Origin of the sequence: Prevotella communis (assembly GCF_022024115.1) — a bacterium.
Classification (GTDB): Bacteria; Bacteroidota; Bacteroidia; order Bacteroidales; family Bacteroidaceae; genus Prevotella; species Prevotella communis.
This window is the reverse complement of record NZ_CP091792.1, coordinates 1,009,120-1,029,879: the sequence shown is the minus strand read 5'-3', so window position 1 is coordinate 1,029,879 and position 20,760 is coordinate 1,009,120. Positions and strand designations below refer to the sequence as shown.

Here is a 20,760-nt window from a genome sequence, read left to right as displayed (position 1 = left end):
GAAAGACTATGAGTCGGATTTATGTCAACGGACGATTTCTCACACGACCCATAACAGGAGTGGAGCGTTATGCATATATGATATGTAAAACGCTGGTAGAGATGGGCACAGATTTCACGATTATTTGTCCTAACTCTCCCCTTATGTCATGCTATGATGTCGGCAATCTTCCTATCGTTCATTACGGATTCGGCCGGTCTCATTTATGGGAGCAATTTGTACTACCCTTCTATTTCATCGGAAAGAAAGACTACTTCATGTTTTCTTTTACGGGATTAGGGAGTATTCTCCTCCGTAACAAGATAATGACTATACACGACCTTTCGTTCCTTGATAATCCCCAATGGTTTTCCAAAGGTTATTATTGGTGGTACAAACTGATGACCCCCTTGGCTGTCAGAACTTCAAAACATATCATCACGGTTAGTGAGTTCTCAAAAAAAGAGATTCTTCGTTTCTATCCTTTTATCAAGGAAGAGAACATCAGTATCGCCTATAATGCTGCTGATGAGAAGTTCTTTCACTTTCAGTTACAAGATAGCGTTCCCACCAAACCTTTTGCCCTGACCGTTTCATCTCTCGACCCTCGCAAGAACTTTGGCCGTCTTATTGAAGCATTCAAAGATATCAAGGGATGTTCTCTGTTTATAGTTGGTTCTCACAATCGAATTTTCACACAGGAAGGCAGTATGACTGCCATAAAAGACACCATCCATTTTCTTGGCAGGGTCTCTGATGAAGAATTAGTCCGACTTTATAATCAGGCAATCTGTTTCATTTTTCCTTCCTTATATGAGGGATTTGGTCTACCTGTCATTGAGGCTATGAAGTGCGGTTGTCCTGTACTCGTATCTGATATTCCCGTATTGAGAGAGGTCTGTGGAGAAGCTGCTATATATTTTAACCCACACCATATTGAAGATATAAGGAATACAATAGAGCAGTTTCTGAAAAAGAATGACACTCTTCGCCCCACCGTCATTGCAAAAGGATATGAAAATGCCAATAGATTTTCATGGGAGAAAACCGCAAAAAAAATCATTCTATTGGCTCAACATTATAAATAACGAACTATGATTATACGCAGTAAAGCACCATTAAGATTAGGACTTGCAGGAGGAGGATCAGATGTAGCCCCCTATTGTGATATCTATGGAGGTTTAGTACTCAATGCCACCATCAATCTCTATGCCTATTGTACCATAGAAGAGACAAATGACGCACAGATTACCATCCATTCCTTTGATGCAGATGTCCACAAGTCATATCCATTATCCAACTCATTAGAGATTGATGGACAAGCCAGCCTCATCAAGGGGGTATACAACAGGGTTTACCGTGATTTCCATCTACAACCGCAAGCATTCAAGATCACCACCTACAATGATGCACCAGCAGGCTCTGGATTAGGAACCTCATCAACTATGGTTGTTTGCATTCTAAAAGCTTTTGTGGAATGGAAAGGATTGCCGTTGGGTGATTATGAGATAGCCAAGTTGGCATACGAAATAGAACGGAAAGACCTAATGCTGAGTGGTGGGAAACAAGATCAATATGCCGCCTCCTTCGGAGGATTCAATTATATTGAGTTTATGAAGGATGATATCGCCATCGTCAATCCACTGAAAATCAAGCGTTGGATAATTGATGAGTTGGAAGCCTCCATGCTTCTTTACTTCACAGGACGCTCTCGTTCATCAGCTGCCATTATCGACGAACAGAAGAAAAACACTGAGGGAGGTAATAGCAATGCCATTGAAGCAATGCACCGTATCAAACAGAGTGCCATTGACACCAAGCTTGCTCTTTTGAAAGGTGATATTGATGCTTTTGCCGATATTCTGCGTGAGGCATGGGAAAACAAGAAGAAGATGGCAAACAACATTTCGAACCCCATCATTCAAGAAGCGATGGATGTTGCCCTTCAGGCTGGTGCCAAAGCAGGAAAGGTATCTGGAGCCGGTGGCGGTGGATTCATCATGTTCGTAGTAGAGCCTACGCGAAAGAAGGAAGTAGAACAGGCCCTATCAAAATTGGATGGATTTGTCATGCCTTTTAACTTCAGCGATGGTGGTGCACACGGCTGGAAGATTTACGATACAGACAATGTTAAAGCATTCTAAATATATATGGAGGAAAATATCAACAAACATATTGACAATCTGATAGACCGTTATCCAAAACTGATAGTCTGTCGCAATTCTATTCAAGAAGCTTACAACACCCTGAAGCAAGCCTACACAGATGGTCGCAAGCTATTGGTCTGTGGCAATGGGGGTTCAGCATCTGATAGCGAGCATATTGTTGGTGAATTGATGAAAGAGTTCAAGCTCAAGAGGGAAGTGTTCAAAGACCAAGCTGAAGCCCTGAGAACTATCGACCCTGAGTTGGGCGAAATTCTGGCTAAACACCTGCAGGGAGCGCTTCCTGCCATAGCTTTAACTGGTCATTCTTCGCTGACCACAGCATTTATGAACGATAGTAATCCTGAACTCATCTTTGCACAGCAAGTCAATGGCTATGGCAAACCCCACGATGTATTCTTAGGCATATCTACATCAGGAAATAGCCGTAACGTGCTCTTTGCTGCTGTAGCTGCAAAATCAAAAGGGTTACACGTTATCGGACTGACTGGCCAGCGTGACAGCAAGCTGAAAGAGCTGGCAGACATCTGCATCCAGGTGCCGGAGACTGAAACCTATAAAATACAGGAACTGCACCTTCCTGTCTATCATTGTCTCTGCTTAATGTTAGAAGAGCATTTCTTCGGTAAATAACAAATAAAGGAAGGAATTATGAAAGTCGTCATTATGGCCGGTGGCAAGGGAACGCGCATTGCTTCTATCAAAAGCGATGTGCCTAAGCCCATGATTGAAATTTGCGGAAAACCGATATTGCTATGGCAGATTGAGAATTTAAAAGCCTGTGGACTGACGGACATTACTTTGGTAACAGGTTATCTGGGCGAGGTCATTCGCAACTATTTCATGGATGGCAGCAATTTTGACGTTCATATCAGCTATTATGAGGAAGACCATCCGTTGGGAACAGCAGGAGCTTTATTCAAGCTGAATCTTCAGGACGACTTTTTGCTGATGTGCGGTGACGTCATTGTGGATGTAGATTTCAACCGTTTCATCCAATTTCATCACGAACATCATGCCTGGGCCAGTTTGATGTCTCATCCCAACGGACATCCTTACGACAGTTCATTGCTGGTGACAGAGATACTTCCTCCACAAGAAAAAGGCGGATTACCTATCGACACCCATCGGGTAATGAAATGGATGAATAAGGAAGATGAACGACTCTATTACAAGAACAGGGTGAATGCTGGCATTGAAATCATATCACCAGAACTGCTACATGAAACCATGAAGTCTTATATTCCTCGTCATCCTGAGACTCCAGACAAAATTGATTTGGATCGTGACGTACTGAAACCCAATATCGCATCAGGAAGAATCTTTGCTTATGATACCTCTGAGTATATCAAGGATATGGGAACACCAGACCGTTACCATGAGGCTGAAAAGGACATCCTTTCTGGAAAGGTGAAGGCCAGGAATCTCTCACAGAAACAAAAAGCCATATTCCTGGACAGGGATGGCACAATCAACAAATACGTTGGTTTCCTGACCAAACCAGAAGAGTTCGATTTACTACCAGGAGTTGCTGAAGCTATTAGGCAGATTAACCACTCTGGATATCTTTGCATCGTTGTCAGCAACCAACCTGTCATTGCACGTGGCGACTGTACCTTCGAGCAGTTGCAAGAAATTCACGACAAGATGGAGACGTTGCTTGGACAGGAGGGTGCTTTCGTTGACGCTATCTATTATTGTCCTCACCACCCCGACAAAGGTTTTGAGGGTGAACGCCCAGCATATAAAATTGACTGCAATTGTCGAAAGCCAAAGCCTGGTTTGCTACTACAAGCCGCCAAAGACTGGAACATCGACTTATCGCAATCGTATATGATTGGCGACAGTGAAAGGGATGTTGAGGCTGGGAATGCCGCTGGCTGTAAACAATCTTTTTTCATTAAGACAAATGAGCCAGATGCGTTACTCTCTATTGTCAACAAAATAATATGAGAAGGCTACATCTATTATTCCTGAATATAGTCATATTCTCCATTCTCCCAGTTCAGGCCAAGATACCCATCGTGGCCTATTATGGTATTCCTTTGGAATATTCTAACGCTAGTCGTTTCAAGGAATTCAAGGAGGCAGGATTTGATGTGTCAATCTGTTTCTACGACGATACGCCCGTTGACACCCTTCTCAGAATATTGGACGATGCCCAAGAGAGTGGCATCCAATTGTTGATTAGCAGCGGATGGATATCTGTTCAGCCCCATGTCGGGATTCCAAGACTCAAGAATCATCCAGCGCTCTACGGGTACTTTCTGCAAGACGAGCCTTGGCCAAAGGATATCCAGGAGACTATACGACGCTATCGGGCAATGGCGAAACAGGACACAAAAAAACCTACATACGTTAATCTATTGCCAGACTATGGTGATGGATTACCTAGAGAAATCCAGATGCCACCATACAAGCAATATCTCAAACAGGCATCAGCCATCGGACTGCCGTTTATCTCCTTTGATTTCTATCCTATTAGGGATTTTGGTATTCGCGAAACATGGTATTCTTGTTTGGAGGATGTTCGCCATGAAAGCCTACGTACGGGTAAGCCTTTCTGGGCTTTTGCCCTTTGCACGCCCCATTGTGACTACCCACAGCCCACAATAGAGTCACTACGGCTGCAAATATACTCCAATCTGGCATACGGTGCTCAAGCCATAGAATATTTCACCTACTGGACCCCCAAGCCTACGGATGAATGGAATTTCCACGATGCCCCCATTAGTATTGACGGACGTCGCACCAAGAACTATCCATTGGTAAAACGAATGAATCAGGAACTGCGTGGCCTGCTTCCCTTGTTTGACAAGGCAGAGATCCAAACAGTAAACCACATGGTGAAAATACCGGAGGGCACCACGAAATTAAAACGCATTCCGACAAACATCAAGAAACTGAAGATTACAGGTCGTCAAGGGGCCATCATCTCAACCTTCAAGAAAAACGGACATCTGTACATGGCAGTGGTCAACAAAGATTATCAAAGCGATATGGAACTCTATATTTCTGCCAAAAGAAATGTGACAATGCTGACTAAGCAACTGAAAGAGACCACAATCAGGACCAATTACAAGATAGGAGGCGGAGATATGCTCATATTTAAGCTGAAATAAAACACAAAAGGCATAGAATAAAATTTCCTGAATAGCATACAATAATAGCAAAAATTCTTAGTTATTATAATAAATAATAATGAAGAATTGTTTATGATCATATATATACTAAGCGCTTTTTTATTGAGTTTAATATGCGGGGTGGTTATTACACCTCTCATTCTTGATTTCTGTAAGCGCAAAAGGCTTTACGATATTCCGAATGAGCGTAAGGTACACAAGAACGCAACACCAAGACTGGGTGGCATTAGTTTCCTGCCCAGTATGTTGCTGGCATCTCTTGTTACCATTATAGCCTATAACCACAACATTCATGAACAGCAAGTACAAGTCAGTACATGGACATTAGGATTCTTTTTTAGCTTACTTCTGATTTATGGAGTTGGACTCATTGACGATCTAGTGGGGTTGGGCGCAAAGACAAAATTCACAGTTCAGATTGTGGCTGCAACGATATTACCTATATGCGGACTATACATTAACAACTTGTATGGTTTCTGTGGTATCCACGAGATTCCTTTTAGTATAGGAAGCGTGCTCACGGTTTTCGTCATCGTGTTTGTTAGCAATGCACTCAATCTGATAGACGGTATTGACGGACTTTCTGCAGGTATATCATTGATTGCGTTATTAGGGTTCCTTGTATGTTTTATACGTGAGGACATCATCGCATATTGCATTCTCATATCTGGACTGATTGGCATCTTGATTCCCTTCCTATATTATAATATACTGGGGAAAGCAGAGGATAACCGCAAGATATTCATGGGAGATTCGGGATCACTCACCTTAGGTTTCATCCTAGGCTTCCTGTTTGTGAAATTCACGATGGATAATCCCAATGTAAAGCACTTCAGACTGGAATCAATGATGCTGGCTTACTCTCTATTGATAGTCCCCTCATTCGACGTCGTGCGTGTTTCGCTGGTAAGACTATTCCACAAAGCCCATATTTTCCAGGCTGACAAGAATCATATCCATCATAAACTGATGCGCACAGGCATGAATCAGCATCAGGCATTAATTACAATATTAGCAATTACATTAGTATTCATCTTAATCAACTTAACTCTATGGTACCTGATAAAAATCAATATGAGTTGTGTAGTAATAATAGATATTGTTATATGGATGCTTCTACACTGGTGTATCAACAAAGCCATTACGAAGAAGAATTTACCTGTCTATATGCCAAATCAGGAGGTAGCATGAATAAGCGTTTGTTCGATATCGCACTCTCGTTGGTTGGACTCATTCTTGGTTCGCCATTGTTCCTCATTATATATATAGGTATAAAATGTAGCTGCAAGGGGTCTATCATTTTCAAGCAGGAACGTATTGGCTTGCATGGTAAGCCCTTTAATATCTATAAGTTCCGCACTATGGTTGTCAACAACGAGCAGAACGGCTTGCCAATGTTAGCTGAGCCAGACGACCAGCGCCTCACTAAGATAGGTAAGTTCCTAAGAGCTCATCATCTGGATGAACTGCCACAGTTATGGAATGTTCTGAAAGGTGACATGTCTTTCATTGGTTATCGCCCTGAACGTAAATACTTTATCGACCAGATTATGGAGCATGACCCCCGTTATGAACAGCTCTACTGCATGCGACCAGGCATCACCTCGTATGCCACGCTTTACAACGGCTATACAGACACCATGGAAAAAATGCTCAGAAGACTTGAATTGGATCTGTATTATATGGAGCACCAGTCCTGTATGCTAGATTTAAGCATCATCTATAAGACTTTTACAAAAATAGCATTTGGGAAAATATTCTAAACCATCTGCACAATGAATTACAAGCCAATATTACTACTTATCGGATGCTGCATATATCCTGCACTAGGACATGCGCAAGACTCTCTAAAAACAACTATCTCTTACGATATCACGTCAGAGGCAGCTGTCGGAACAGGCGACTTCACAGCCTATCAGTTAGCAACTAATCGCCATCACGTTTTGGGCACGCGCTCTAACACCGCCTACATACGCGGAGCCGTGCAGATTAGCCATGACCTGTCACGTGACTGGAAATTATCGGGCGGTATTGATGCCATTGGCTCTGTCCATGCCGACCATCAGGCATATCTGCAGCAATGCTATGCAAACCTGTCTTATCAGAAATTCTTCTTGGAGGTTGGAGAGCGAGAGCAGCACCAAGTTCTTCGCGATGAGGACTTATCTATCGGATCATTTATCAAGGGAACCAATGCCAAACCTATGGTTCAGGTTCATATCGGAACCGACGGTTTCTGGAGTGTTCCCTTCACGAAAGGAATACTGGAACTGAACTTTGACGGAGGATACGGCACTTACCTGGACGGTAACTATCGCGAAAGGAAATTTAATGAGGCACCTATTGTTAATGGACAAAACATCAACAGATGCTATGCCACAGATATATTATACCACCAGAAACATTTCTATTTCCGCCTTAATTTCAATGAACATCTATTCTTCATTGGAGGTATGGAACATATAGTACAGTTTGGCGGAACCACACACGCCTATAATAGGAATGGTGAATTTGTAACGAAAAAGAGTTCGACAAACCTAAAATCATTATTAGAGGTTGTACTGCCATTTGGTGATAGCAACTATGCAGAACACGATGCCATGGAAGACTGGATATTTGGCAACCACTTAGGTGAGATGACAGTACAACTGGGATGGAATATCAACAAGAATCATACCGTCCAGGCCTATCTGGATGATATATTCGAAGATGGTTCTGGAATGAGAAAAAGCAATGGAGCTGACGGAACATGGGGACTGCAATATAACAATAAGACCCCTGGCACACAGTATATCAGAGGGGCAGTGCTAGAATACTTTCAAAGTACCAACCAGTCGGGACCATTACATTGGGATCCCAATGACTACGCCGAACCTATACGGAGCCAGATAACAGACTATGTTGTTGGCAGCGACAACTATTATAATCACTTCACCTATAATAGTTATTCCGTCTATGGCATGACACCCGGCATTGCTTTGATAACCTCGCCTATTTACAATAAGGATGGCTACACAGCTTTTAAAGATAACCGTGTCAAAGCCTGGCACGTAGGTGTCAATGGCGAAATCAGCAATCATTTGAGCTATCTCGTAAAAGGTTCCTATCGTGAGGGATGGGGTACATACAGCAGACCTTTAGCAAACAAGCACCACTCTTTCGATGCGATGATCCAAGGCAAGTATCACAAAGGGCCTTGGCAGTTCAGCGCATCATATGCCTTTGACAAAGGAAACATCTATGGCGACAATTCTACGTTTGACATAAAAATTGGATATCATGGCAAGATTCTGTAAATACATCATCCTACTGTTTGCTTTAATCTGCCCTATCTGCTCTTGTCAGGAAGGCAGGGAGGCAGGCGACTTGCTTGGACAGTGGCGTCTAAAAGGATCAGACACACAATATGTCAGTTTCTCTGGTTCTGTAGCTCTCTTTAGAATGACTGACGATACAGAGATATATGCAAACTTCCAACACAATGGTGACAGTCTGTTCATACAATGCATCTCCATCAACGCATCTGCAGCCGACACTGCTATTATAGAAAACAGCTTTGGTTTCAAGCCCTTCAACGACATTCGTCTGAAAATCAACGCACTCAACGATGATGATTTAGTGCTCAGCAAAGATGGCCAGACCTGGAGTTTCTATAAGTATTGAAATGATCCACTACTTATCAAGCATAGGGATTTTCCTCTAACCATTTAGGGAAAATCCCTTTTTTCGTCCATATTTTCGCCTTATCTTTGCAGCAAGAAATAGAAATTGATTGTAGAACGATTAAAACGATACGATTATGAAAAAGATGTTGTTTACCCTGGTTTCCATGCTGACGATAGCAGCAGCGGCAAACGCCATGTCATACGAGCAGGCTCGCAACGAGGCTCTATTCCTGACGGACAAGATGGCCTACGAACTGAATCTGAATGACGCGCAGTATGAGGCAGCCTACGAGATTAACCTCGACTACCTGATGGGGGTTACTTCATATGATAATGTATACGGTCCCTACTGGGAGCGCCGCAACCTTGATCTGAGTTATATCCTCTATTCATGGCAGTGGGATTTGTTCCGTGCAGCCACTTATTTCTACCGTCCGCTTTATTGGGAGGCAGGTCACTGGCACTTCGGAGTTTACATTCACTACCCACGTCGTGACTACTTCTACTTCGGTCGTCCACACTTCTATGCTACCTATCGCGGTGGACACAGCTGGCGCCATAATGGAGGCAGAAGCTGGTACGAAGGACGCCATAGCCATTATCGCCCAGTAACTCACCGGGATCATCACGTAGGAATGCGAAACAGTTGGGATCGCGGTGACTACCGAAACAACGGAGGACGCAGTTCAACACGTGTTACCGAGAGAAACGGCCGTACACCAGACGTAAATCGTAGAGTTGACGGGAACAGGAGTACGAATGACAATCGTGGCCTGAACAACAATCGCAGTATCGATAACAACCGCGAATTCGGAGGCCATCGCAGCACTGGCGGTAACCGTGACCTCAATCGTACCAACACGACCATCGGCACCCGTGAGTCCGGCAATAGCAGAACAAGCGTTGGTAATCGTGACTTTGACCGCAGCAGATCAACCTCAGGCAGCAATCACAACATTGGCAGCAGTAGCAGCAACAGAAGTCATAGCAGCGGAAGCTTCAGTGGCAGCATGTCAAGAGGTTCATCTGATCGCGGCACCAGAGGTACCAGCAGCGGTAGCAGCCCCCGTGGAGGAAGAAGATAAATTAAGGTAAAAGGAAAAGTGAAGGATAATTGTTAAATGTCGAGGATTCGCACCTCGGCATTTTTCATTTTCTCTATCTCGTGCATTTCCTTTCCCCAGTACACAGCTTGGATAGCCTTATTAATAATACCATGTCCCACTGCCAATACCTGAGACTCAGGATAATTCTTACGGATAAAATCAAGGAAACGCCCTGCCCTATCCTTCATTGCAGGGAGAGATTCTATATCATCAGGCCATGGTTTTATGTCTTTTAAATCAGGGATAAAACGCCCTGTAAAACTACCCCAGTCACGTTCCCGGAACAGGGGCGTGGTAACAACAGACAGTTGATGAGGCTCTGCCAGGATTTGTGCCGTCTGAATAGCTCGCCATAAATCACTGGCTACAATAGCATCAAAATGAACATCCGCCAACTGAAGACTTAAAGCCTCAGCCTGACGGATGCCTGTTGCATTCAGTTCACCCGGCGTCTGTCCTTGCATAATCTGACGTTCATTATCGAACGTCTCGCCATGGCGAACAAGATATAACTTTGTCATACCCCTGGAACTACAATACCTTCAATATAAGTTTTCAGGATATGAATACCCGTACGGTTCTCGCCACCCCAGGGAATAATCAAATCAGCAAATTTCTTAGTGGGCTCGATAAACTGCTCGTGCATAGGTTTAAGCACCTTCTCGTAACGATCAAGCACCATCTCAACCGTACGGCCACGCTCAACGACGTCACGACGGATATTTCTAATCAGGCGTACGTCATTATCTGTATCGACAAAGATCTTCAAATCCATTGCATCACGCAGTTTCTTATTATGAAGAGCCATGATGCCCTCAATAATAATCACAGGTTTTGGTTCCACATGAATGGTTTCCTTCTGACGATTGCTCTCGATGTAGGAATACGTGGGTTGTTCCACAGCCTCTCCATTCTTCAGCTTTTTCACATGCTCCGTCAGCAGTTTCCAGTCGAAAGCATCAGGATGGTCGAAATTGATAGCCTTGCGTTCCTCTGGCGTCATACCCGTAGTATCGTTATAATACGAGTCAATAGGTACGACAGCCACACAATGAGGAGGCAGCGACTGGGCAATTTTTCTTACTACGGTGGTCTTGCCTGAACCTGTACCGCCTGCTATTCCGATAATTGTCATACCTGTTACTTTACTTCTTTTACGACATACACCACTGTGGGCAGGTGATCACTATAACCGTTGAGCCACACACCGCCGGCATGAGTACGTAGGGTATTTCCCTTATATTTGCCCTCTTTCTGGAACAGATAGTCACGACGGAAAATCTGGTGAGCAAAATATTTCAGGGTACGATAGTCTTTTTTCTTATTCTGGTCGAGTAATGACTGAGACAGGATAATCTGATCAAACAGGTTCCACTTTCCATCATACATCAGCGTACCTGTGCCATTGGCCAGAGTATCCCACCAAGGATTCCAAAGGCCGCCCTTCTCTACATCCTTCATCTTACGCTGTGCACCCAAGGACACTGCCATAGACTTATCCTGAGGATCATCATTCATATCGCCCATGATAATAATCTTGAAATCAGGATCAACACGAAGCAGGGAATCCTTCACCAAACGAATCTGTCGGCCACCCTCCTCACGATAGAAAGAACCTGCACCACGAGAAGGCAAGTGGTTGACAATGACTGCCACATGCTCACCAGCCAACTTACCACTCACCGTGAGGAATCCACGGGTATGGCGCATACTGTCTTCAGGCAAGATATAGGTATAGGGCATCAATGTCACGTTCTCAACAGAAAAAAGACGAGGATTGTAAATCATGGCACAGTCAACACCACGATAGTCAGGTCCCTCAACATGTACGAACTTGTAGCCACGCTTCTTCAAGGGTTCCTGATTACACAAGTCTTCCATACATTTGGCATTCTCAACCTCAGAGACACCAATGATGGCACAACCTATACCAGGCAACTTGTCTGTGCCGAGCTCTGCAAGCACACGGGCCATATTCTTCAGTTTATTGGAGTACTTCAGTCCCGTCCACTTATATTGTCCATCGGGCAAGAACTGATAGTCGTTATGACCTTCATCATGACACGTATCAAACAGATTCTCCAAATTATAGAATCCGATGCCATACAACGAGAACTTTTTCTCTTGAGCAAACGTGGTACCAGTTCCCATCAGGAAAAGCAGTGCCAATAAAAACATTGTCTTTTTCATATTCAGATCAGTCTAATTAGGCTTAATAAATAGTTCTTGTGTGCAAAGTTACAAAAAATTCTGATAAACAATACAATTTTACCACATATTTTATAATTGAGAAAACTTTTTTATAAAATACTTTGTTGTTACATAATTTTAATGTATCTTTGCACACAACTATAATTAATTTAATCTTAAAAAAGTTCTATGAATAAAAAGCTGAAATTCGTGATGATGGCGCTTTGTGTCGCTCCCGTTGCAATGGCTCAGACAGAGATTGACTCTCTGGGCGTGCAGGACGAGCAAGCATTCACCTTCACGGAAGCACAGTTGGGCGAGGACGACGATATGTCGCAGAACGTGACTATCACAGGTTCAAACTCAAGCATTTACGCCTCACAAGTAGGCTATCTGTTCAGCCCTATGCGCTTCCGCTACCGTGCTTTGAACCAAAAGTACAATGACATCTACATCAATGGTGTGCAGATGAATGACATGGAGACAGGTCAGTTCCGTTATTCTATCGTTGGTGGTCTGAACCAGCAGACACGTGGCGTGGAAAACTCACTGCCCTTCGAAGACAACAACTTCTCTATGAGTGGCATGGCCGGTTCTAACAACTACAACTTCCGTCCCTCTGCCTTTGCTACAGGGCACCGTTTCACGCTGTCAGGTGCAAACCGCAACTACACCCTTCGTGGCATGTACACCTACAACAGCGGCGTCAAGGAAAACGGCTGGGCTTACTCTGCCAACCTGACTTACCGTTGGGCAAACATGAGCACGTCTTATGTTGAAGGAACATTCTACAACGCACTGAGCTACTTCTTCGGCGCAGAGAAATTCATCAACGACCAGCACCACATTTCACTGGTAACTTGGGGCAACCCCACAGAGCGTGCCTCTCAGGGTGCAGCCACTGACGAAATGTATTGGTTGGCTAACAACCGTTTTTACAACCCTAACTGGGGTTTCCAGAACGGCAAGAAGCGCAACTCCCGTGTAGTTAACGATTTCGCTCCCACAGCCATGTTTACTTGGGACTGGCAGATCAACGACCAGATGAAATTGGTGACCACATTGACCGGACGCTATTCTATGTACAAGAGCACCAAGCTCAACTACAACAATTCAGACAACCCACACCCCAACTACTGGAAGAACCTGCCAAGTAGTTATTTCGACGTATGGGATGAGAGTGACGTCAACAACCGTACAGAGCAGTGTGCCAGCGACTGGCTGCGTGCCAAGAACCTGATGTCAGGTTACCAGCGCGACCGTCAGATTGACTTCGACAAGTTGTACCTGGCCAACCGCAACGCTGCCTTGCAGGGTGCAGACGCCATGTACTTCATTCAGGCTAAGCACAATGACAACCTGAATGTTGCCCTTGCATCAAACCTGAACTTCGACTTGAACAAAGACCAGCGTCTGAACATGGGATTCCAGCTGGCTACCAACAAGGGTATGCACTACCAGACAATGGACGACCTGCTGGGTGCCAGTGTTTATCACAACATCAACACCTACGCTATCGGCAACTATTCAGCACTGGATCCTGAGGTTCAGTATGACGCAAACCATCCTAATGCCGTTGTTCGCGAAGGCGACAGATTTGGCTACGACTACAATATCTTTGTCAACAAGGCCAACGTTTGGATGACCTATGCCGCTGACATTGCAGGCAACACCCACGCTTTCGTTAGCGGTCGCATTGGCGGTGTCGAGATGCAGCGTGAAGGCAAGATGCGCAACGGTATGTTCCTCAACAACTCTTACGGCAAGAGCAAGACTGCCCACTTCCTAGAAGGTGGCGGTAAGGCAGGCGCCGTTATCAATCTCGGACATGGTCACTCTATCAATGGTGGTGTCGGCGTAGAGGTTCGTGCTCCACAGGCACAGTCTGCCTTCGTTTCACCTGAGATGAACAATGACTTCGTGGTTGACCTGAAGAACGAGAAGAACTACTCTGCCGAGATTGGCTACCAGATGCAGAACTCATGGTTGAAAGCTAACATCATGGCATATGGTGCTATCGTTGAAGACGCTACTGAGTGGCAGAACTTCTACTTTGACGATATCAACTCATTCTCTTATGTTTCAATGACAGGCATCTCAAAAGAGTACTACGGCGTAGAATGGGGTCTGAACTTCAAGCTCACCGACGCTATCAACCTGAAGACGCTCGGTACTATCAGCGAGGCTCGCAACACTAACAATGCCCAGGTTTGGTACATGAGCAGCACAAAGGGTACCTTCAATGATGCTAACGACAACAAGCCAGAGGTAGTATATAATAAAAACATGCGCGAATCTGGTACTCCCCTCACAGCACTGAGTCTGGTTCTGAGCTACCACAAAGGCGGTTGGTTCATTGACCTGAACGGTAATTACTACGATCGTATTTACCTTGGCTACTCACCCTCTTACCGTTACTCTTCAACATTGGCAGCTCGCGAGAAGATTGAGCACAATGTGTACGATGCTAATGGCAACGTGATGGAGAGCGCCGTAGAACAGGCCAAGGGTCACGGTGGTTTCATGCTTGACGCCTCTATCGGCAAGAGCATCAACCTGAAGAGAGGTCGCTCTATGAGCATCAACCTGTCGGTTACTAACCTGCTGAACAACCAGAACATTGTAACTGGCGGTTACGAGCAGAGCCGTTCCGACTACACTGCTAGCGGAAACGTACGTGCCTATAAGTTCTCAAAGAACCCCATGAAGTTCTATGCTTACGGCATCAACGGTATGCTCAACATTGCATATAAGTTCTAATAGATAGTCACGATTTAAGCATTAAGAAAGTATGAAAAAGATACATTATTTATTATTAGCACTTGTATGCGGTGTGTTTACAGGATGTATGGACGGCGATTGGGACGAGCCTGCAGCCAAGGACACCATTTACGGTAATTCCGACATCAAGGAGGCTAATGTCATCACCGTCAAGGATCTGAAGACAAAATACAAGAACGAGATATCAACACTGGGTGTCTACAAGCAGATTGATGAAGACCTGCAGCTCAAGGTTGTAGTAACAGCCAATGATATCGAGGGAAATATGTACAATGAAATCTGCGTGCAGGATAAAACCGGTGGTATTTTCATCGGCATCTCTCAGGGCGGCATCTTTGGTTACCTCCCCGTGGGTACCGAGATTCTGATTGACCTGAAAGGACTCTGCATTGGTAACTACCGTCGCTCTGCTACAATTGGTACACCTTACACAAGTAAGGATGGCGAAGTTAGCGTCAGCCGTATGCCCCGTGCATTGTGGCAGCAGCACTTCACCTACACTGGTTATCGTGAGCACGTAACTCCAGAACTTTTTGCCGATGGTAGCACTCCTACCACTTGGGACTTGACGATGGATGCAGGCAAACTGGGTACCATCAAGAATGTCACCATTAAGCAGGCAGGTTACTTCAATTCTGAAGAAGGAGAAAACGGCACTTATCACGACGGTATCAAGTTTGTTCCTGGTGAATCAGCTTTTGTTATCCCAGGTTTCTCAACCTCTTGGTATTTCAATGAGCAGATCTCTGACACAAATGATGGTGTTGCTGTACAGATCTACACCAGCAGCTACGCAGATTTCGCAGCAATGAAGCTGCCTACTGGTAAAGTCAATGTTACTGGTGTCTTGAAGCACTATTGCAACAAGAAAGGCCAGCGCGACCAGTGGGAGCTCATCATGCGTTCGCTGAGCGACATTGAAGAAGTGAAGTAAAACCTATTTTGTTAACAGAAAAAAAGAATAAAACTATGAATAAGATTTTCAAATCAATGATGGCTATGACCATCGCAGCATTCACCTTCACTGCATGTGAAGATGTGCCCGAGCCATACAACAATCCGTATGACTCATTCAACTCAGGAGAAGAGGTTACCATCGACCCCGCAGGTAGTGGTACCGTTGAGGACCCATACAATGTGGCAGCCGCGTTGAAACTTATCAACGAACTTGGCGCAGACGTCAACTCTGACAAGATTTACGTAAAAGGATATATTTCTGACCTCGGCAAAGGAATTGACGCAACTTATCTGAATGCACAATTTACTATTGCTGATGACAAAAACGGAACCAACTCACTTTTGGTTTACCGTTCAAATTATCTGAACGATCAGAAGTTCACCTCTACAGACCAGCTCAAGGCAGGTGACGAAGTGATTATGTGTGGTTCAGTTGTAAATTACAAAGGAGATACTCCTGAGTTTACCACTGGCACATACATTTATTCACATAATGGAACCACAAGTGATAGCGGCAACACATCCGGTGACAATGGCGACGGTAAGGGTACTATCGATTCTCCATATAATGTAACAGCAGCTCTTGCAGCTGGCAGTGGCACTGGCGTGTTCGTGAAAGGATACATCGTTGGTAGTATTGATGGTAAGGCAACAACAGACGCTAAGTTTAGTGCAGAAACCGCTACTGTATCAAACATTCTGGTTGCTGCTTCTGCTGATGAGACCGACATTACCAAGTGTATGCCTGTACAACTGCCTACTGGCGATGTACGCAGCTCACTTAACCTCGTGGATAATGCAGGAAACTACAAAAAGGAAGTAACCCTCTACGGTAACATTGAAAAGTATTTCAGCGTGACTGGTATCAAGAGTGTGACTTACGCAATTCTTAATGGCACTGAGATTGGCACTAAGCCAGAAAGCGGAAACACCCCAAGCGGAGAAGCAAAGGGTAGCGGTACACAAGCTGACCCCTGGAATGTTGTTGCAGCCATCAACGCCATCAATTCAGGAGCACTGCCAGACGAGGCTTTCGTTAAGGGTATTATTGTTCAGCTGGACAAATTCAATAGCACTTATGGCTCTATCACATACTGGATTTCTGACAGCAAGGATGGTAGCACCAAATTGCAGGTATACAGCGGACTTAACCTTAACAAGGAGCAGTTTACTGCACTTGAAAATCTTGCCATAGGCGACGAAGTTGTCGTTGCAGGAAAACTGAAGGACTACAACGGAACACCTGAGTTCGACAAGAACAACTACCTTGTATCTCATAGCAATGGTAGCAATAGTGGTAACACAAATACCACAGGAACACTCGATAATCCTCTGACTGCATCTCAGGCATACGACGCCGTAGCAGCCATGGAAAAAGGAGTGACATCTGAAGCCGACTACTATGTTAAGGGAAAAATTTCCAGCATCAAATTCACTTTCAGTGCTCAGTATGGAACTGCTACCTTTAACATCTCTGACGATGGTGCTACGGGTGGCAAGGAGTTTATCGCATACAGCTGCTATTACTTCGGCAATCAACCCTGGGTTGAAGGCAACACACAGGTTCAAGTAGGCGACGAAGTAATTGTTTGCGGCAAGGTAGTGAACTACAATGGTAACACTCCCGAATTTGCCAGCAAGAAGAACTACTTAGTGAAGCTCAACTCTCAGACAGCTGCCAGCCGTCGCAAATAAGAGTTTCTCTATTTATCATACGGGCTGTATCCACAACGGATGCAGCCCGTTTATTTTTCCTTAACATAGAAAAAGAAGCCAAAAGTTTGCAGGAATCAAAAAAAGTTCGTACCTTTGCACCCTGATTGGCGCATTGTGCGCACAGAATTATTATTTATCATCAATTATACAAAAAGAAATGAAACAAGGAATTCATCCCGAAAACTATCGCCCCGTCGTGTTCAAGGACATGTCCAACGGCGATATGTTCCTTACGAAGTCTACTGCTAAGACTAACGACACTGTAGAGTTCGAAGGCGAAACTTACCCCGTGGTAAAAGTTGAAATCTCAAGCAGCTCTCACCCCTTCTACACTGGTAAGAGCAAGCTCGTCGACACCGCTGGTCGCGTCGATAAGTTCATGAGCCGCTACGGTAAGGCTTCGAAGAAGTAAGATATTTCTAGGAAATGACACTTACGCGAAGGTGCGTCCAGGGTAGTTGCATATGCCTTGTACGCACCTTCATTGACTAATCACAAAAACGAAAAGATGACGACTCTCAAGACCCTTAGTCTGAAACTAACCTTATTCCTATCGGTATGCCTGATAGCAACATCGTGTAGTGATGATGACGACTCCAAGGTTTACGACTTAACAAACAGCAACCAAAACGCCACAAACATTGTCAAGGAAGCATCTCGTTTGGAGATGCCTCACCTAAAGAATGGCTGTATCGTATTGGTTCATTCTACCACACACAAAGAAGGCGTGAACTTCATCGTTGAATGGGATGCAGACAAAAAAGCCCAGCGATGGACAGCCTATCGTATCCATAAAGGCCAGACGGGCTCTGCAGGATATGATGGCAGATTTGAAGAAGATCCAGACCTGCCCACATCTTACAGAGTTTCAGACACATATAGTTACTATAAAGGTTCTGGCTTTACTCGTGGACACATTTGTGCATCGGCTGACAGACAATATTCAAAGACTGCCAATCACCAGACGTTCTACTACACGAATATGCAGCCCCAGTATTACATGTTTAATGCTGGCAATGAAGACAAATACGACAGTCCTTGGTGCAGATTGGAAAGCAAAGTACGCAACTGGGGACGCAGTAGCGGATGCGACACATTATATATTGTAAAAGGTGGAACCATCGAAGAAGATATGCTACTAAAGAATAGTCGTTATCCACAAGGTAAGATTAAGGGACAACTACCTATTCCTAAGTATTTCTTCGTTGCTCTGCTGATGAAAACCAAGACCACCTATCAGGCCATTGGCTTCTGGCTTGAGCACGACAACATAGACCATTCAGGTGACGAGCTCAGCAAATATGCCATGAGCATAGATAACCTGGAGGCACTTACCGGCATTGACTTCTTCTGTAACCTGCCCGACGCCACAGAGAACGAGGTCGAGAAGTCGTTTGCCACAATCAAATGGGGACTATAAACAATCATTTAAATTAATACAACTCACAAAACAATGAAAACTGTTTATGATTTTACTGTCAAAGACAGAAAAGGCAAGGACGTTTCGCTGAAAGAGTACGCCAACGAAGTGCTGCTCATCGTAAACACTGCCACAAAGTGCGGTTTTACACCTCAGTATGAAGAACTGGAGAAACTGTACGAACAGTACCATAGTCAGGGCTTCGAGATCCTGGACTTTCCCTGCAACCAGTTTGGCCAGCAGGCTCCCGGAACCGACGAGAGCATTCACGAGTTCTGCAAGCTGAACTTCGGAACAGAATTTCCACGCTTTAAGAAAGTTAAAGTAAACGGCGACGATGCCGAACCACTGTATAAGTTCCTGCAAGAACAAAAGGGTTTTGCCGGTTGGGATATGACCCACCCCATTGCCCATATTCTCGACGATATGTTGTCAAAGGCAGATCCCAACTACAAAGAATCTGCCGACATCAAATGGAATTTCACTAAATTCCTTATCAACAAGAAAGGTCAGGTTATCGCCCGCTTCGAGCCAACTGAGAAAATTGAAAACATTGCCAAGCAGATTGAAGAACTGCTGAAATAATTCATAGTTCATAGTTATGAAGACGAAATGCTTGATTATTGGTAGCGGTCCTGCAGGCTATACAGCAGCAATCTATGCATCCAGAGCCAATCTGAATCCCATAGAATATAGCGGTATGCAGCCTGGCGGTCAGCTCACACAGACTACCGAGGTAGAGAATTTCCCTGGCTATCCCAACGGCGTGGATGGCAATCAGATGATGATGGACCTGCGCGAACAGGCAGAACGCTTTGGCACAGATATCCGTGATGGTGTAATCACAAAGGTTGATTTCTCTAAGGCTCCCTATAAAGCATGGGACGACTCTAACAACGAGATTGAAGCCGACACAGTGATTATCGCCACTGGAGCATCAGCCAAATACCTGGGACTCGACGATGAGCGCAAATACAACGGCATGGGTGTAAGCGCTTGCGCCACCTGCGACGGATTCTTCTATCGCAAGAAGACCGTAGCAGTAGTAGGTGGTGGCGACACCGCATGTGAAGACTCCCTCTATCTGAGCGGTCTATGCAAAAAAGTATACCTGATTGTACGCAAGAACTATCTGCGCGCTTCAAAAGTCATGCAGCAACGCGTTATGGAACGCGAGAACATTGAGATCCTGTTCGAGCATAACACTATCGGACTCTTTGGAGAAGACGGTGTAGAAGGTGCCCATCTGGTAAAGCGCAAGGGCGAGCCCGACGAACAATTTGTAGACATTGCCATTGACGGATTCTTCCTGGCTATCGGACACAAACCCAATACAGACATATTCAAGGAATGGCTTGAAACCGACGAGGTAGGCTACCTGAAAAAGATAGACGGTACACCCAAAACAAAGATTCCTGGAATATTCGTAGCAGGCGATTGCGCTGACCCCACCTATCGCCAGGCAATCAGTGCGGCAGGTACAGGTTGTCAGGCTGCAATAGAAGCAGAAAGATACTTATTAGCATAAAACGCAAAAAAGCCTCGTTTCACAACGAGGCTTTTTCATAACTAAATTAATCAACCATAAACCTTAACCATTAAAAATCTTTTTACGTTGCAAAGATAACAATTTCATTG

20 protein-coding genes are annotated in these 20,760 nt (G+C 44.6%); 17 read left to right on the top strand and 3 right to left on the bottom strand.

Annotation, left to right across the window (positions count from 1 at the left end; translation table 11 throughout):
- Positions 1-8 precede the first annotated feature (8 nt).
- From L6468_RS04010 to L6468_RS03965, 10 genes are all read left to right on the top strand, one after another.
- Positions 9-1,067, top strand: coding sequence for a glycosyltransferase family 4 protein (locus L6468_RS04010; protein WP_255779413.1), 1,059 nt, complete (start codon positions 9-11; stop codon positions 1,065-1,067).
- A gap of 6 nt (positions 1,068-1,073) precedes the next feature.
- Positions 1,074-2,123, top strand: a complete 1,050-nt coding sequence (locus tag L6468_RS04005; protein ID WP_091816227.1) for a GHMP family kinase ATP-binding protein — start codon at positions 1,074-1,076, stop codon at positions 2,121-2,123.
- Positions 2,124-2,129: 6 nt separating this feature from the next.
- Positions 2,130-2,777 carry a D-sedoheptulose-7-phosphate isomerase gene (locus L6468_RS04000; RefSeq protein WP_091816230.1) on the top strand — a complete coding sequence of 216 codons (648 nt, stop codon included), beginning with the start codon at positions 2,130-2,132 and terminating at the stop codon, positions 2,775-2,777.
- A gap of 18 nt (positions 2,778-2,795) precedes the next feature.
- Entirely contained in the window at positions 2,796-4,097 is a 1,302-nt protein-coding gene (gene gmhB, locus L6468_RS03995) for a D-glycero-beta-D-manno-heptose 1,7-bisphosphate 7-phosphatase (protein ID WP_237795515.1), read from the top strand.
- Positions 4,094-5,266 carry an alpha-amylase family protein gene (locus L6468_RS03990; protein WP_091816235.1) on the top strand — a complete coding sequence of 391 codons (1,173 nt, stop codon included), beginning with the start codon at positions 4,094-4,096 and terminating at the stop codon, positions 5,264-5,266. Before gmhB ends, L6468_RS03990 begins: the two co-directional genes overlap by 4 nt.
- Before the next feature lie 93 nt (positions 5,267-5,359).
- The gene (locus L6468_RS03985; protein WP_091816238.1) at positions 5,360-6,478 is read left to right on the top strand and encodes a glycosyltransferase family 4 protein; all 1,119 of its coding nucleotides are present in this window, start codon (positions 5,360-5,362) and stop codon (positions 6,476-6,478) included.
- Positions 6,475-7,050 (top strand): sugar transferase, encoded by a 576-nt coding sequence (locus L6468_RS03980; protein WP_237795508.1) that lies wholly within the window; start codon positions 6,475-6,477, stop codon positions 7,048-7,050. The genes L6468_RS03985 and L6468_RS03980 overlap by 4 nt, the downstream gene beginning before the upstream one ends.
- A 12-nt stretch (positions 7,051-7,062) precedes the next feature.
- Positions 7,063-8,583: a capsule assembly Wzi family protein gene (locus tag L6468_RS03975; protein ID WP_143005663.1), complete on the top strand. Its 1,521-nt coding sequence runs from the start codon at positions 7,063-7,065 to the stop codon at positions 8,581-8,583.
- Positions 8,567-8,950 (top strand): lipocalin-like domain-containing protein, encoded by a 384-nt coding sequence (locus L6468_RS03970; RefSeq protein WP_143010110.1) that lies wholly within the window; start codon positions 8,567-8,569, stop codon positions 8,948-8,950. Before L6468_RS03975 ends, L6468_RS03970 begins: the two co-directional genes overlap by 17 nt.
- A 136-nt stretch (positions 8,951-9,086) precedes the next feature.
- A complete protein-coding gene (locus L6468_RS03965; protein WP_176944261.1) occupies positions 9,087-10,037 on the top strand; it encodes a hypothetical protein in 951 nt (316 codons plus the stop codon).
- A 32-nt stretch (positions 10,038-10,069) separates the two neighbouring features.
- On the opposite strand, the gene L6468_RS03960 is transcribed toward L6468_RS03965, so the two are convergent.
- Genes L6468_RS03960 through L6468_RS03950 form a run of 3 tightly spaced genes read right to left on the bottom strand, consistent with a single transcriptional unit; the run spans position 10,070 to position 12,248 of the window.
- Positions 10,070-10,579 (bottom strand): histidine phosphatase family protein, encoded by a 510-nt coding sequence (locus L6468_RS03960; protein ID WP_091816246.1) that lies wholly within the window; start codon positions 10,577-10,579, stop codon positions 10,070-10,072.
- Positions 10,576-11,193, bottom strand: coding sequence for a uridine kinase (gene udk, locus L6468_RS03955; RefSeq protein WP_091816249.1), 618 nt, complete (start codon positions 11,191-11,193; stop codon positions 10,576-10,578). The genes L6468_RS03960 and udk overlap by 4 nt, the downstream gene beginning before the upstream one ends.
- Before the next feature lie 5 nt (positions 11,194-11,198).
- Positions 11,199-12,248: an endonuclease/exonuclease/phosphatase family protein gene (locus L6468_RS03950; protein ID WP_091851478.1), complete on the bottom strand. Its 1,050-nt coding sequence runs from the start codon at positions 12,246-12,248 to the stop codon at positions 11,199-11,201.
- Positions 12,249-12,437: 189 nt separating this feature from the next.
- Here L6468_RS03950 and L6468_RS03945 point away from each other — a divergent pair, with 189 nt between their 5' ends.
- From L6468_RS03945 to trxB, 7 genes are all read left to right on the top strand, one after another.
- Complete coding sequence (locus L6468_RS03945) at positions 12,438-15,008, top strand: TonB-dependent receptor (RefSeq protein WP_237795505.1); 2,571 nt, start codon at positions 12,438-12,440, stop codon at positions 15,006-15,008.
- Positions 15,009-15,039: 31 nt separating this feature from the next.
- Positions 15,040-15,963, top strand: a complete 924-nt coding sequence (locus tag L6468_RS03940) for a DUF5689 domain-containing protein (RefSeq protein WP_091851473.1) — start codon at positions 15,040-15,042, stop codon at positions 15,961-15,963.
- A gap of 35 nt (positions 15,964-15,998) precedes the next feature.
- Complete coding sequence (locus tag L6468_RS03935; RefSeq protein ID WP_237795503.1) at positions 15,999-17,681, top strand: DUF6359 domain-containing protein; 1,683 nt, start codon at positions 15,999-16,001, stop codon at positions 17,679-17,681.
- A gap of 178 nt (positions 17,682-17,859) precedes the next feature.
- Entirely contained in the window at positions 17,860-18,114 is a 255-nt protein-coding gene (locus L6468_RS03930) for a type B 50S ribosomal protein L31 (RefSeq protein WP_091816260.1), read from the top strand.
- 96 nt (positions 18,115-18,210) lie between these two features.
- Positions 18,211-19,122: a DNA/RNA non-specific endonuclease gene (locus tag L6468_RS03925; RefSeq protein ID WP_237795501.1), complete on the top strand. Its 912-nt coding sequence runs from the start codon at positions 18,211-18,213 to the stop codon at positions 19,120-19,122.
- 33 nt (positions 19,123-19,155) lie between these two features.
- On the top strand, positions 19,156-19,707 hold the full coding sequence (locus L6468_RS03920; protein WP_091816265.1) for a glutathione peroxidase: 552 nt from the start codon (positions 19,156-19,158) through the stop codon (positions 19,705-19,707).
- 16 nt (positions 19,708-19,723) lie between these two features.
- Positions 19,724-20,650, top strand: a complete 927-nt coding sequence (trxB, locus tag L6468_RS03915; RefSeq protein WP_237795499.1) for a thioredoxin-disulfide reductase — start codon at positions 19,724-19,726, stop codon at positions 20,648-20,650.
- Positions 20,651-20,760: the final 110 nt, after the last annotated feature.